Raw genomic sequence first — 14,388 nt, forward strand, 5'->3', positions numbered from 1 at the left:
TTTGCGATTATGCGAGGTATATCTATGATCAGATCGCAGCAGGGGCATACAGTTTGCAATTTAATACCAAGCATGAAGAATATTTCTCCAATTTTGCAATATTTAATGCATTAATACAACGCGAACAGCTAATAAGCATTTAATGGCCAAACAATTTAATATTGTTTGGCCGTGTTTTTAATCAAATAACGCCACTGTTTGGCGTGTAAGGGCTATTAACTCACCCGACTGCGACCATATACAGCCATCTTCTAAACCGTAACCATCTTTTGAATGATGTGTAATTGCTTCAAAGCCTAGCCATTCGCCGGGAGTTAAGTTCGGCTCTTGTACAAACTCTAAATACCACGACATGCTACTTGCCGGCGCAGGTTGTTTGAACATTTGTAAGAGGGTTGGCGGCCATGCATCGGTAAGTGCAATAACATGTGCCTCTGTTATTTGCTCTGGCGTATGCTTAAAGCGCATCCAACCACCTAGGTGAGACGTTTCTGCACTACTAAATGGCATACCACCTTGTTGGGGGCATAAATCAACATGCTGAAAAAACTCAGGCATCTGACCTTTTATAAAAGGTAATGTATGACGCGCATCTACCGGCTTTAAGCCCAATGACTTTGAAACAGGCACATTAATGCCCGAGTCTCTGCTTTTTGCAAAACACGCTTGTACTATTACACATACTTGTTCATTTTGAATCGCTTTGGCTAATACCTGTGTACTACTTTTACCTTGGCGTAGTATTTCAACCGACAATGAAAAAGGAGTATCGGCCAGTAATGGCCCTACAAAATTAGTACTGAGAGAGAGTAAGCGACGATCATCCGTTACCTTACCTCTAATTGCTTGATAAAGTAATGCAGCAGAAAGGCCACCAAACGCGGTTCTGCCTTGGCACCAATTTTCTGGAAATTGCATGGTGCTAGTTGATTGTTCGATATTATCTGAATTTCCAAGATTTGCGGCTTGTTGAAGTAATTGCTCAAAATGCATGTGGATGTCCTTTTAAAGTGCGATTTAATAAATTTATAACACAACCCAACTAGTCAGACCAGTAATTAAAAACCTCTCTGGCGGTGTAAAAATCACCATTCCTTACAATTATTAGGGTTATTTTGTAAATAAATCACAAAAAATGAATTTTTTTTCATTTTTACAGTTGAATTAAGTTTGCAGCATCCCTATTAACTAAGTCATCGAACGTATTAACGAATATTGAAGTTGGAGAAGTTTCATGGGTAAAATTATCGGAATCGATTTAGGTACTACAAACTCTTGTGTTGCAGTACTTGATGGTGGCAAAGCACGTGTTATTGAAAACGCTGAAGGCGATCGCACAACCCCGTCTATTATTGCTTATACGCAAGACGGTGAAACATTAGTTGGTCAATCAGCTAAACGTCAAGCGGTTACTAACCCGACAAACACATTATTTGCAATCAAGCGTTTAATTGGTCGTCGTTTTGAAGACGAAGAAGTACAACGCGATATCGGCATCATGCCGTTTAAAATTGTTAAAGCTGACAACGGCGATGCATGGGTAGAAGCGGGCGGCGAAAAACGCGCTGCACCACAAATTTCTGCTGAAGTACTGAAAAAAATGAAGAAAACAGCTGAAGACTTCTTAGGTGAAGAAGTAACTGAAGCCGTAATCACAGTACCTGCATACTTTAACGATTCACAACGTCAAGCAACTAAAGATGCGGGTCGTATTGCGGGTCTTGAAGTTAAACGTATTATTAATGAGCCAACTGCTGCGGCACTTGCTTACGGTATGGATAAAAACCGTGGCGAAAACGTAGTTGCAGTATATGACTTAGGTGGCGGTACTTTCGATTTATCAATCATTGAGATTGATGAAGTTGAAGGCGAGCACACTTTTGAAGTACTTGCTACAAACGGCGACACTCACTTAGGTGGTGAAGATTTCGATAACCGCGTAATCAACTACTTAGTAGCTGAATTCAAGAAAGATCAAGGCTTAGACTTAAAAACTGATCCTCTTGCAATGCAACGTGTTAAAGAAGCTGCTGAAAAAGCTAAAATAGAACTTTCATCTGCACAGTCTACTGAAGTAAATCTTCCGTATGTAACTGCTGATGCATCTGGTCCTAAGCACATGAACGTGAAACTAACACGCGCTAAGCTTGAGTCACTAGTTGAAGATTTAGTAATGAAGTCTCTAGAGCCGCTTAAACGTGCACTTGCTGATGCTGATTTATCAGTAAGCGACATCAACGACATTATCCTTGTTGGTGGCCAAACACGTATGCCTTTAGTACAAAAAACGGTTGCTGATTTCTTCGGTAAAGAGCCACGTAAAGATGTTAACCCTGATGAAGCAGTTGCAGTAGGCGCAGCGATTCAAGGTGGTGTATTAGCGGGTGATGTTAAAGATGTACTTTTACTAGACGTTTCTCCATTATCTCTAGGTATCGAGACAATGGGTTCAGTAATGACTGCATTGATTGAGAAAAATACGACGATTCCTACTAAGAAATCGCAAACATTCTCAACAGCTGAAGACAACCAATCTGCTGTAACAATTCACGTGTTACAAGGTGAGCGTAAACGTTCAAGCGATAATAAATCTTTAGGTCAATTTAACCTAGAAGGTATTCGCCCAGCACAACGTGGTACACCGCAAATTGAAGTAACATTTGATGTTGATGCTGATGGTATCTTACATGTATCTGCTAAAGATAAAGATACAGGTAAAGAGCAAAAAATTACGATTCAAGCATCTTCTGGCTTAAGCGATGAAGAAGTTGAAAAAATGGTTCGTGATGCAGAAGCACATGCTGAGGACGATAAAAAGTTTGAAGAACTTGTAGCTGCTCGTAACCAAGCTGATGCTTTAGTTCACGGTACTCGTAAGCAAATTGAAGAAGCTGGCGATGCATTACCAAGCGAAGATAAAGAAGCGATTGAAGCTGCTGTTGTAGATTTAGAAGCTGCAATTAAGAGCGACAATAAAGAAGAGATTGAAGCTAAAACTCAAGCTCTTGCTGAAAAGTCTCAAAAACTGATGGAAATTGCCCAAGCGAAAGCACAGCAAGGTTCAGCAGATGCAGGCGAGCAACAGCAATCAGCTAAGCAAGACGACGACGTTGTTGATGCAGAGTTCGAAGAAGTGAAAGACGACAAGTAATTGTTGCTACCGCTTCTCGCTAACCAAAAACACTTAACTACGTTAGTTGTTTAGGTTAGGATGAACAATTGAGGCGCGCGAGCAATAGCTTGTCGCGCCTTTTGCATGTGTTTAAGGTTCAAAAATTCAATGATAAATCGATGCGATTTATCGGTTTATCCTGCAGCTTATGCTGCAAACAGAAAAGAGTAGTGTGATAGATATGTCAAAACGCGATTATTACGAAGTCCTCGGCGTAAGCAAAGATGCGAGTGAGCGAGACATAAAAAAGGCGTATAAACGCTTAGCGATGAAATATCATCCAGATCGTACCGCAGGCGATAAAGATCTCGAAACAAAGTTTAAAGAAGTTAAAGAAGCGTACGAAATTTTAACTGATAGCCAAAAACGTCAAATGTATGACCAACATGGTCACGCAGCATTTGAACAAGGTGGCGGCGGTGGTCACGGTGGTTTTGGTGGCGGCCATGGCGACTTTGGTGATGTATTTGGCGACGTGTTTGGTGATATTTTTGGTGGCGGCGGTGGCCGACGTCAATCTCGTCAGCAACGAGGATCTGATTTACGTTACAACATGGATTTAAGCTTAGAAGAAGCGGTTCGTGGTAAAGAAGTTGAAATTAAAGTACCTACATGGGTTGGCTGTGAGCCGTGTGATGGCAGCGGTGCTAAAGCGGGTTCTAAACCTAAAACATGTACAACGTGTCATGGTGCTGGCCAAGTGCAAATGCGCCAAGGTTTCTTTGCTGTACAACAAACGTGTCCAACGTGTCAGGGACAAGGTCAGATTATTTCAGATCCTTGTAATAAATGTCACGGTCAAGGCCGCGTAGAAAAAACTAAAACGCTTTCAGTTAAAATTCCAGCTGGCGTTGATACAGGCGATCGTATCCGCTTAACAGGTGAAGGCGAAGCAGGAATGCACGGCGCGCCATCAGGCGACTTGTACGTGCAAGTATCGGTTCGCGAGCATGAAATATTTGTACGTGAAGCAAACAATTTATACTGTGAAGTACCAATTAGCTTTACGACAGCAGGTTTGGGTGGCGAAATTCAAGTGCCAACACTTGATGGCCGTGCAAAACTTAAAATACCTTCTGAAACGCAAACAGGCAAAATGTTCCGTATGCGTGGCAAGGGTGTTAAGTCTGTACGCAGCGGCGCTCAGGGCGATCTAATTTGTAAGGTAGTAATCGAAACGCCAGTTAATTTGAATGAGCGTCAACGTGAACTATTAACAGAGTTAGATGAAAGCATGGGCACAGACAGCTCAAAAAACCGACCTAAAGAGCAAGGCTTTTTTGACGGTGTTAAAAAGTTTTTTGATGACTTAACTAAATAAATTTACGTTTAGTTATTAATAAAACGGCGCTATTTTAGCGCCGTTTTTTTTGCTTAAAATTGTGCTACTTTAATATTAATTCAGCAATATGATAAATGATTATGACACCAGCAATCGAACTATTAAAAAAACAAAAAATTCCCTTTGAAGTGCTCAGCTATGAACACGATACAAGTAATAGCCATTATGGGCTTGAAGCCGTTGAAAAGTTAAATTTAGATAGTGCTCAGGTATATAAAACTCTCGTTCTTGAAACGCACGAAGGCCAACTAATTGTTGCTGTCACCCCTGTTTCTCAACAAGTTAACTTAAAACAGCTAGCAAAATTATGTGGTACTAAAAAAGTAGTGATGGCTGCCCCACAAAAAGTCCAAACTAGCACGGGTTATATTTTAGGTGGAGTAAGTCCTCTTGGGCAAAAAAAACGTCTAACTACGTTTATTCATAGTAGTGCTTCACTGTTTAGCACTATTTATGTGAGCGCCGGAAAACGAGGCTTAGAAATTGCACTCTCACCAACTGATTTGGCTGTATTGACTAACGCTAAATTTGGCGATTTATAGACTTTATTTTGTATAATTACCTTCTGTACAGGTAATTAATTCAAGTTAAGCCATTTGCTCAATCCCCTATTTGTAGCTACATTTAGAGTATCTTTATACCGTTAATATTTAATACTAAACGGTATTATACTTTTGTATACGGCTGTTTGTATGAACCTTTTAGATGTTGATTATTTTGCAATACTTGTAGCTGCACTTTCATCTTTTATGCTTGGCGGTGTATGGTACTCAAAAGCTTTATTTAAAAATGCATGGCTAGAAAGTATTGGCTTAACCGACCAAGATTTGCAGTCGGCTAATCCTAAGTTGATATTTGGCGGCAGCTTTTTTTTAGTGTTTATAGCGGCTTTAATGCTGTCTCTTTTTTTAGGTAAAGACGCAAGCTTAGGTGAAAGTATAGGGACTGGCTTTATTATCGGCTTTTTTTGGATTGGCAGTTCATTAGGATTAAGTTATATATTTGAGCAACGTCCTTTAAAGCTTTTTTTAATTAACGGGGGGTATCACATTTTACAGTTTTCGTTAATGGGGCTTATTTTAGGGCTATGGCCGTAAAATTTTAATAACCATTAACGCCTAATTTGATTCTTATCTACGAGTAGAGTAGTTTTATATAATCTCCATTTACATGATTGGTAAAGGTATTAATGAAAATATTAGTTGTTGATGATATGCCGCTTATGCGTCATGTATTAATTAATATGTTGAGAAAACTAGAGTATAGCAATATCGTTGAAGCCACTGATGGATTGCAAGCTTTGGCTTTTTTACACAATCAGCATTTTGATTTGGTTATTACAGACCTCCATATGCCAAAAATGAATGGTGTTGATTTACTCGCAAATATTAGAAAAGATGAAGCTCTTGCTGATATTCCTGTATTGATGGTCACCTGTGAAGATGGTACAGATAAAGTTAAGCAAGTTATTGCAGCTAAAGTGTCGGGGTTTATAATTAAACCTTTTAATATGAATGTATTATCATCTCAATTAAACCGCTTCTTTTTTAAAGATTAGGCTGTATTTATTTATAGCCACAAAACTATTATGAGCTTATTCTCAATAAACATACCGCATAAAAATTCTAAGTTCCTGTTGTAACCTTTACCTATCTAAACTGATATCATAGTTAATTACTTTTTATAATCCAGTAGGACGTAATGGCAAAACCCAATAAAAAAGGCCCTACTAAAACGGTCGATATTTTTTGCTCAGCCTGTAAAGCTTCGTTATTTAAATACCGAAAAGGAGGGAAAGGGGCATTAGTTAAGTGTTTTAAAGAGCGTATTAGTCAAGACTTTACAAGTGAGCCATGTATTTGCCCTAACTGTAGCCGTCCATTTGCCCGAGAAGCTATTATTCGTGGTGCACCAGCCTATAAAATTATCGGCGGAAAAGTAACGTTTAAATAAAGTTTTGAAGTAAAGCCTTCTCCATACGGACATATGGCCTTGTTAGAATTTACCATATTGATAGAATCGCTCGGTTTGCTGTTTCAATGAATGAAAAAACACCCTCCCCATGGATTGGGCCAGTTTATTGGGTTATTTTAAAAATGGATAAAGGATAGTTTCGTGATAGCACTCTTATTTGACATCATAGGCATGACAGGTACTTTTTTAGTAGTTGGTTCATTTTTCTTACTGCAGCTAGGTAAAACGTCTCCAGCTAGCCTAACGTATAATATGATGAATTTAACAGGGGCGATTTTATTGTTAATTAGCCTTTGCTATAACTTTAATTTAGCAAGCTTTGTGATTGAAATATTTTGGATAGCCGCATCATTAATCGGTTTATACAAATACTTAAAAAACAGATCAACTTTAGCTACAAATTAATAAAGTATTAATTTTGTTCTACATCTTAGGCACTGCAAACATAACTGTTTGCGGTGTTTTTTGCTTTTAGGGTTAAATTTAGTTAGTAAGTATAATTAAATGCTTTTGTTAACAAAAAGTTTATATCTCTGTGTCCTATAAGTCGTTACACTAGCTGCCTTAAATTTTTAGGCTATTTCTCGGGCAGGCCATGTTTACGTTTTCTAAAAAAATAATTACAGTATGTTTATTATTAGTATTAATTTTAGTTGTTACATTTTGGGTAGGCCGCACTAACGATATTGAAAAAGCAACGGTGCAAGCACAAAGCCAAATTACTCAATTAAATAATTATATTGATACAGAGCTAGCTCGTTTTTCTGCTATTCCACAACTGCTCACTTACAATCAGTTAATGATTGATTTTGTAAGTGGTGAGCAACAACATTACAACGCTATTAATAACTACTTGGCCGACATTCAACAGGCAAGTGGCTCCTCTGATATATTCGTACTTAATACTCAAGGCGAGGTTACAGCGAGTAGCAATTGGCAAGTTGATTACACCTTTTTAGGTAGTAACTTTGCATTTAGACCTTATTTTAAACGTGCCTTCGCAGGCGAAAAAGTGGCCTATTTTGCCTTAGGTATGCGCTCAAAAGAGCGAGGAATTTATTTTTCACAAGCGGTTTATCACGACAACAAAGCGGTAGGTGTTGTGGTATTAAAGGTTAATGTAAGTAAATTTGAAAATGATAGAGAGCTTTTAAATACATCAATGGCGAGTCATTTTTACTTGCAGCTTGCTGATGACGTTATTGCTATGTCGGATGTGCCCGCTTGGCGTTTAAATAGTTTTAGTGAGTTTGATATAACGCAGCGTCGTGATATTAAATTACGCAGAGCGTATTTAGATCATCAACCTGCATATGTTGAGCAATTTCAATATATTAGTGAAGGTATAACGCATTATAAAATAAATAAAAAGTTATATGTAAGCGCAGCTAAACCACTGCGTTATTTTAGCGCAAATATGTATGTGCTTGTTGATGTAACCTCTGTAAATTCGGCGCAATTACCTCGATTATTTTGGGTTAGTGTTATTTACGGTTTAATAACTATTATAGGCTATAGCTTACTGGCTCGTTTTGCTGGCTATAAAAAACTTTTATATTCAAGACACAGTCTAGAAACAAAAGTAATTGAGCGAACACAAGAGCTTGAAAAAGCACAAGTTGCGCTAGTGCAATCTGCTAAGCTGGCCACAATAGGGCAGTTAAGTGCAGGCATTAATCATGAAATAAATCAGCCATTAAGTGCAATTAACACTTACCTTGCAAGTGCTAAAAGATTGTTAGCTAAGCAAAACTATAGCGCTCTAGCTGAGAGCCTTAATGTTGTTGAAGGGCTTGTAGAGCGAGTGCACAAAATAGTCGGACAGTTAAAGCATTTTAGCAAACCCTCACAAACTCAGTTACGGCCTCACCCATTGGCGGGTTTAATTAATAACGCTTTAATGATAGCCAGCTCGCAATTAAAGCAAGATAACGTGCTGGTAGAGCCACCTCAAATAGATGACGCATTGATTGTATGGGTAGATTCGCTTAAATTTGAGCAAGTGCTGGTTAATCTGATTACTAATGCAAGCCAGGCAATGAATGGCGCAATAGTTCGTAAATTGAGCTTCAAGGTTGAATGCTTTGATAACCGCGTAAAACTCTCAATTTTAGATACCGGTTCGGGTATCGAACAACATGCATTTGGTAATTTATTTGAACCATTTTACAGTACTAAAGCAAGTAATGGTTTAGGGCTTGGGTTATCTATATCAAAGCAAATTATTGATTCGTTTAGTGGATCTTTAAGTGCACATAATAGATTAGAAGGAGGTGCTGAGTTTATAATAAGCTTATCGAGTACGCAGGATAAAGCAGATGATTGAACAATCAGCATGTAAGCACATCATTATTATTGATGATGAAGCTATGATCAGAGATTCATTAAAGCAATTACTGACCCTTGAAGGCTATACAGTTGAGTGTTTTAGCGATGCAAGCGCCGCCTTAACTAAGCTCAACCGCCGTTTTATGGGCGTGGTGCTTAGCGATATAAATATGCCCACAATGGATGGGATAACACTGCTTGAGCAAGTAACTGCCTTTGACAGTGAGCTTCCGGTTATATTTTTAACAGGTTATGCCGATGTAACAATTGCTGTTAAAGCGATGCAACTAGGGGCCTATGATTTATTTGAAAAGCCACTCAATGAAACACTACTCGATTGCATAGCCAGGGCCTGCGATAAACGCAGCCTTGTGATTCAAAACCGCGCATTAAAATTAGCCGTACAAAAAACCTCAGCACCCGGCGTTCGCATATTGGGTGATACGCCTAAAATGCAAGACATGATGCATTTGCTAAATACCGTGATTGATACGCCTGCTGATGTGATGATTGAAGGCGAAACAGGTACGGGTAAAGAGCTTGTAGCACGTTATTTACACGACCAAAGCATTCGTTCTAGTTCTAACTTTGTTGCGATTAATTGCGGCGCAGTGCCTGAGCAATTAATAGAAAGCGAGTTATTTGGCGCAGCAAGTGGTGCCTACACTGGAGCAACTCATGCTCGCAAAGGTAAGTTTGAATTTGCGCAAGGCGGCACCGTATTTTTAGATGAAATTGAAAGTACGCCTATGTCGCTACAAGTTAAATTACTGCGTGTATTAGAGGAGCGCAAAGTAACCCCTGTTGGTGATAATAAAGCAATTAATTTAGATATACGAATTGTGGCTGCAACTAAAGTTGATTTGCTCTCGTTGGTTGAAAAAGGCGAGTTTAGAGCTGATTTATACTACAGACTCAGCTTAGTAAAAGTAAACATACCGCCACTGCGCGCCCGAAAAGCCGACATATTACTTTTGTTTAAGCATTTTAGCTCTATTGCAGCAACGCGTTACCATAAACCACCAGCCCCTCTTAATAGCGAATTACAGCAGCGCTTAATTGCATACGATTGGCCAGGTAATGTAAGGGAGCTCAGAAACCAAGCTGAGCGCGCCGTTTTACTCGGTGTTGAGCTGGCTTTTGTCGTTACAAAAACGCAGTCTCAAGGTGAACTATCTCCCGATTTAAGTCTATCTGAAAAAGTCTCATTTTATGAACAATCCCTAATAGAAGAGGCGTTAGAGCGACACCATGGCAGCATTAAAAATACAATGGAAACACTGCAAATTGCCCGTAAAACCCTCTACGATAAAATGAGTAAATACAATTTAAACCGTGATATGTTCACTGACTAACGTGTGCGGTATTTGTGACAATCTAATTATTTTAATGTGTGGAAAACCGCACATTTTTTTCTTTTATTGTTGATTTATAAAACCAACCATCTGAAATTTAATAACTTTATATCATTGGCAGTAAAGTTGCTCTATTAGAACTGACAACAAGTAGATTCTAATAATCAGGACACACAATGATAAAGTTTACACACCCCTATATTTTACTCACCTCAATGAGTGGCCTCGCTATTTGCTCGTACTCTGCTCAAGCGGCTGAATATGCTGTATATGGTAAAGCTGAGGTACAAATTGCTAATACCGACACGGGTATAATGCGCTACGCAGATGAAGGCACACAAATAGAAGCGCCATTCTCGCGTATTGGTATTAAAGGCGACCACAAACTTAACGAATACCTAAGCGTTGTTTTTAAATATGAAGTACAAGTAAAAGGCTTTGAGGAAGACGACACCGATGAACCTTTCACTGCACGTAATACTTACTTAGGTTTAAAAGGCGCGTTTGGTGAAGTTGTAGTAGGAAGAAACGATACACGTTTTAAATACTCAGAAGGAAAAGTTGATAACTTTAACGAAACCCAAGGCGATATATCACAAGTTATTGCTGGGCAAGACAGACTCGGTGATACGTTAACTTATACCTCTAAATACTGGCATAATGCACAGTTTTCATTTACCTACGCCCCAAAAGATGACAATAAAGATAACGAAGCGGGTTTTGCTGCTACGCTTATCTATGGTGATCGCAATTTAAGCAATACAGCATATTATGTATCATTGAGTCATGTAGAATCGCTTAACAACATCACCGCAAGTCGTATTGCGGGCGCTTATAAGTTTGAACAATTACAATTAGGCGCTCTGTACCAGCATTCAGAATCGGAAGATGGCATTAAATCAGGCAATGGCTATGTTGTAAGTCTAAGCTATACACTTGATAAGTGGGTACCAAAAATTCAGTTTGCTAAAGATGATTCAGCACTTCGTCAAGCTTCAGATGCCACACAATGGACTACTGGGCTTGACTACGTGTTCGATAAGCAAACAACTGCTTACCTTTTATACACCGATCTTAATTTAGAAGAACAAGACGACAGCAGTGTTGCGCTTGGTCTTAAATACAAATTTTAGAGGCCTGCCATGACAGATAATATACTCACACAAGAACCAGGTAAGAAAAGAAATTTTCAATGGCTTTTTTTAATACTAGGCCCTTTAATAATGCTATTAACATGTTTACTCGATCCACCAACGGGTATGTCTGTAGCCGCATTTAAAACCGCAGGTTTAGCATTCTGGATGGCATCGTGGTGGGTGAGCGAAGTAGTACCAATTCCTGCAACTGCTTTATTACCACTGGTAATATCACCACTTGCTGATATAGCAGCAATTAAAAGCGTGGCAGCCCCGTACGCACATCCATTAATATTTTTATTTCTAGGTGGTTTTTTAATTTCCATTGCTATGGAGCGTTGGGGGTTACATAAACGTATTGCACTAAGCACTATGCTCTATGCGGGTAAGAAACCAAGTTTGCAAATTTTAGCCATGATGCTGGTAACCGCATTTTTATCTATGTGGATGTCTAATACGGCTACAGCCGTAATGATGCTGCCTATTGCACTTTCGATCACCAGTTTAGTTAAACAGTCAGATCCTGAAAACGAAGGTTTTGGCAAAGCATTGTTGTTGTCGATTGCTTATGGCGCAAGTATTGGTGGTATTGCTACTTTAATTGGCACACCGCCTAATGCTTTAATGGCTGCTTATTTGTCAGATAGCTACCAAATTGAAATAGGCTTCGCGCAATGGATGATTGTAGGTGTACCTCTGTCTTTAAGCATGCTAATTATTAGCTGGGTTTGGCTTACTAAATTTGCGTATAAAGTAGATGCTAATGTTAAAAACGGTCAAAAAATTGATACGAAAGCGGTGTTTTCAACGCAGTTAAAAAATCTTGGAGTAATGCAACGTGCAGAAAAAGGCGTGTTGTTTGTATTTGTACTTGCTGCACTTTGTTGGATATTTAGACCTTTATTAGGTGATATAACGGGTCTTAATATTTCAGATACTACAATTGCAATTGCAGCGGCATTGCTGTTGTTTGTAATGCCAGCGAATAAAGACAAAGAGGAACGTATTCTAGATTGGCATCACGCGTCAGATGTACCGTGGGGCGTATTACTATTGTTTGGAGGCGGATTAACACTCGCGTCTCAAATAAAGTCATCGGGGTTAGCTGAGTATATAGCGCATATGATTGAAGGCGCGAGTGCTATACCTTTAGTTATGAGTGTACTTGTTGTGGTTGCCTTAATTACCTTTTTAACTGAGATCACCAGTAACACAGCCACCGCAGCTGGTTTTTTACCTTTGTTAGGACCCGTTGCAGAGTCTATAACAGGTTCGCCATTGGTTTGGGTTATCCCAGCAGCTATAGCGTGTAGTTGTGCGTTTATGATGCCGGTAGCGACACCACCAAACGCTATTGTGTTTGGCTCAGGGCAAATACAAATGCGCGACATGATCCGCGCAGGTTTTGTACTCAATATTGTCGCTATTGTATTAATTACGCTGGTAACAATGACTATTGCAGCTCAAGTATTTGGTTTTTAAATACCCACTAAATTAGTTCCAACCATATGAGCAGCCTGAAATTTAATTTAGGCTGCTATTTAATCGCATTAGTTAGTGTTATTGCTCGAAAAACAGAACAAGGTTATAGTCTGCGGTAACTTTAAAAATTGAGTAATCTATTTTGAGCACCGACACACCACACGCAATGCCTTTAATTCCCCAATTTGATGAATTGCAAAAAAGCTTTCTCGAAACGCCTTATTTGCCAGTTGATAAACGTCTCGTTTTATTAAAAAAACTACGCACTCGTATTGTTGAACTTGAGCAAGAGCTAGTGGATGCTGCTTCAAAAGATTTTGGTTACAGGACTGCGTTCGATACATTAGTTGGTGACATATTACCTACAGTGCAAACACTCGCGCACATTATGAAAAAGCTACCAAAGTGGGCAAAGCCAAGTAATCGCTCTGTGGGTTTAAGCTTATGGCCTTCTAAAGTCAGTGTTAATTACCAGCCCAAGGGTGTAGTCGGTATTATTGCACCGTGGAATTACCCAATTCAGCTAGCGTTAGTACCTGTACTTACCGCGATAGCCGCTGGTAATAGAGTTATGCTTAAATTGAGCGAATTTACACCTCACACAAACGTCGTTATCGAAAAAATATTTAAAGACGACATGCAAACGCATTGCAAAATAATACAAGGCGGTAGCGACGTAGCCGCGCAGTTTTCATCGCTCCCATTTGCTCATTTATTATTTACGGGCTCAACGGCCGTAGGTAAATTAGTAATGGCTTCGGCAAGTCGTAATTTAACACCCGTAACGCTTGAGCTCGGTGGTAAATCGCCAGTTATTATTACCCAAAATGCCGATATTAAAAAAGCGGCGCAAGCTTTACTGTTTGGCAAGATGGCCAACGCAGGGCAAATATGCGTTGCACCCGACTACGTATTTGTACCCAAAGCGCTTGAGCATCAACTTATTCAGCAGTTATGTGAGCTATATAAAAAGCATTTTAAAGAGGGTGTTGAAGGTAAAAACTTAACCTCTATTATTAGTGATGCGCACTATCAACGTTTAGCAAGTTACTTAGAGCAAGCACAAGAGCTTGGCGCAAACATTATTAAGCCACTTGAACAAAACCAACAAGATGCAGAAAAGCATCGTATGGGGCTTCATATTGTTACTCAAGTTACTGACGACATGCAGCTTATGCAAGACGAGTTGTTTGGTCCAATATTACCAATAATGAGCTATGAAAAGCTCGACACTGTAATTGATTACATTAAAGCACATCATCACCCGTTAGCGCTTTATATTTTAGGGCAAGATAAGCACGCTCAAGAATACATTATGAAGCAAACTATTAGTGGCACTGTGGCAGTAAACGACACGCTTGTACAAGTGACTGCCGATGATGTCCCTTTTGGTGGAGTGGGGCATTCAGGTATGGGGCACTATCATGGTATTGAAGGGTTTTTAACGTTTAGCCACGCTAAAAACACGTTAGTATCAGGATCGTTTAATCCTCGTATTAATCTGTTACTTAAACAAAATAAGCTTATTATTAAGTTATTAAAATGGCTTTACATAAAATAATAGGGTGTTGATTTTGTAAAGTTAAATAGATTTTTAAC

At 39.2% G+C, this 14,388-nt stretch carries 13 protein-coding genes; 12 read left to right on the forward strand and 1 reads right to left on the reverse strand.

Features of this window, described 5'->3' with window-relative positions:
• Window positions 1-177 precede the first annotated feature (177 nt).
• Window positions 178-993: a thioesterase family protein gene (locus I6F49_RS10145; RefSeq protein WP_197180223.1), complete on the reverse strand. Its 816-nt coding sequence runs from the start codon at window positions 991-993 to the stop codon at window positions 178-180.
• 241 nt (window positions 994-1,234) lie between these two features.
• Between I6F49_RS10145 and dnaK the strand changes: the two genes are divergently transcribed.
• The 12 genes from dnaK (at window position 1,235) to I6F49_RS10205 (ending at window position 14,350) form a co-directional block, all read left to right on the forward strand.
• Window positions 1,235-3,151: a molecular chaperone DnaK gene (gene dnaK / locus I6F49_RS10150; RefSeq protein WP_166420046.1), complete on the forward strand. Its 1,917-nt coding sequence runs from the start codon at window positions 1,235-1,237 to the stop codon at window positions 3,149-3,151.
• Window positions 3,152-3,353: 202 nt separating this feature from the next.
• Window positions 3,354-4,493, forward strand: coding sequence for a molecular chaperone DnaJ (gene dnaJ / locus I6F49_RS10155; RefSeq protein WP_166420074.1), 1,140 nt, complete (start codon window positions 3,354-3,356; stop codon window positions 4,491-4,493).
• A 101-nt stretch (window positions 4,494-4,594) separates the two neighbouring features.
• Entirely contained in the window at window positions 4,595-5,056 is a 462-nt protein-coding gene (ybaK, locus tag I6F49_RS10160; protein WP_197180224.1) for a Cys-tRNA(Pro) deacylase, read from the forward strand.
• Window positions 5,057-5,206: 150 nt separating this feature from the next.
• Window positions 5,207-5,611, forward strand: a complete 405-nt coding sequence (locus I6F49_RS10165) for a DUF1761 domain-containing protein (protein ID WP_166420048.1) — start codon at window positions 5,207-5,209, stop codon at window positions 5,609-5,611.
• Between the two features lie 92 nt (window positions 5,612-5,703).
• Window positions 5,704-6,072, forward strand: coding sequence for a response regulator (locus I6F49_RS10170; protein WP_166420049.1), 369 nt, complete (start codon window positions 5,704-5,706; stop codon window positions 6,070-6,072).
• A gap of 143 nt (window positions 6,073-6,215) precedes the next feature.
• A complete protein-coding gene (locus I6F49_RS10175; RefSeq protein WP_024598562.1) occupies window positions 6,216-6,467 on the forward strand; it encodes a hypothetical protein in 252 nt (83 codons plus the stop codon).
• A 162-nt stretch (window positions 6,468-6,629) separates the two neighbouring features.
• A complete protein-coding gene (locus tag I6F49_RS10180) occupies window positions 6,630-6,893 on the forward strand; it encodes a CBU_0592 family membrane protein (protein ID WP_166420050.1) in 264 nt (87 codons plus the stop codon).
• A 190-nt stretch (window positions 6,894-7,083) separates the two neighbouring features.
• The gene (locus I6F49_RS10185) at window positions 7,084-8,814 is read left to right on the forward strand and encodes a sensor histidine kinase (RefSeq protein WP_197180225.1); all 1,731 of its coding nucleotides are present in this window, start codon (window positions 7,084-7,086) and stop codon (window positions 8,812-8,814) included.
• On the forward strand, window positions 8,807-10,171 hold the full coding sequence (locus I6F49_RS10190) for a sigma-54-dependent transcriptional regulator (RefSeq protein ID WP_197180226.1): 1,365 nt from the start codon (window positions 8,807-8,809) through the stop codon (window positions 10,169-10,171). Before I6F49_RS10185 ends, I6F49_RS10190 begins: the two co-directional genes overlap by 8 nt.
• Before the next feature lie 176 nt (window positions 10,172-10,347).
• The gene (locus I6F49_RS10195) at window positions 10,348-11,304 is read left to right on the forward strand and encodes a porin (protein WP_197180227.1); all 957 of its coding nucleotides are present in this window, start codon (window positions 10,348-10,350) and stop codon (window positions 11,302-11,304) included.
• A 9-nt stretch (window positions 11,305-11,313) separates the two neighbouring features.
• Window positions 11,314-12,789, forward strand: a complete 1,476-nt coding sequence (locus I6F49_RS10200; RefSeq protein ID WP_197180229.1) for an SLC13 family permease — start codon at window positions 11,314-11,316, stop codon at window positions 12,787-12,789.
• Between the two features lie 166 nt (window positions 12,790-12,955).
• Window positions 12,956-14,350, forward strand: coding sequence for a coniferyl aldehyde dehydrogenase (locus I6F49_RS10205; RefSeq protein ID WP_166420075.1), 1,395 nt, complete (start codon window positions 12,956-12,958; stop codon window positions 14,348-14,350).
• Window positions 14,351-14,388: the final 38 nt, after the last annotated feature.

Source organism: Pseudoalteromonas sp. SWN166 (assembly GCF_015864485.1).
Classification (GTDB): Bacteria; Pseudomonadota; Gammaproteobacteria; order Enterobacterales; family Alteromonadaceae; genus Pseudoalteromonas.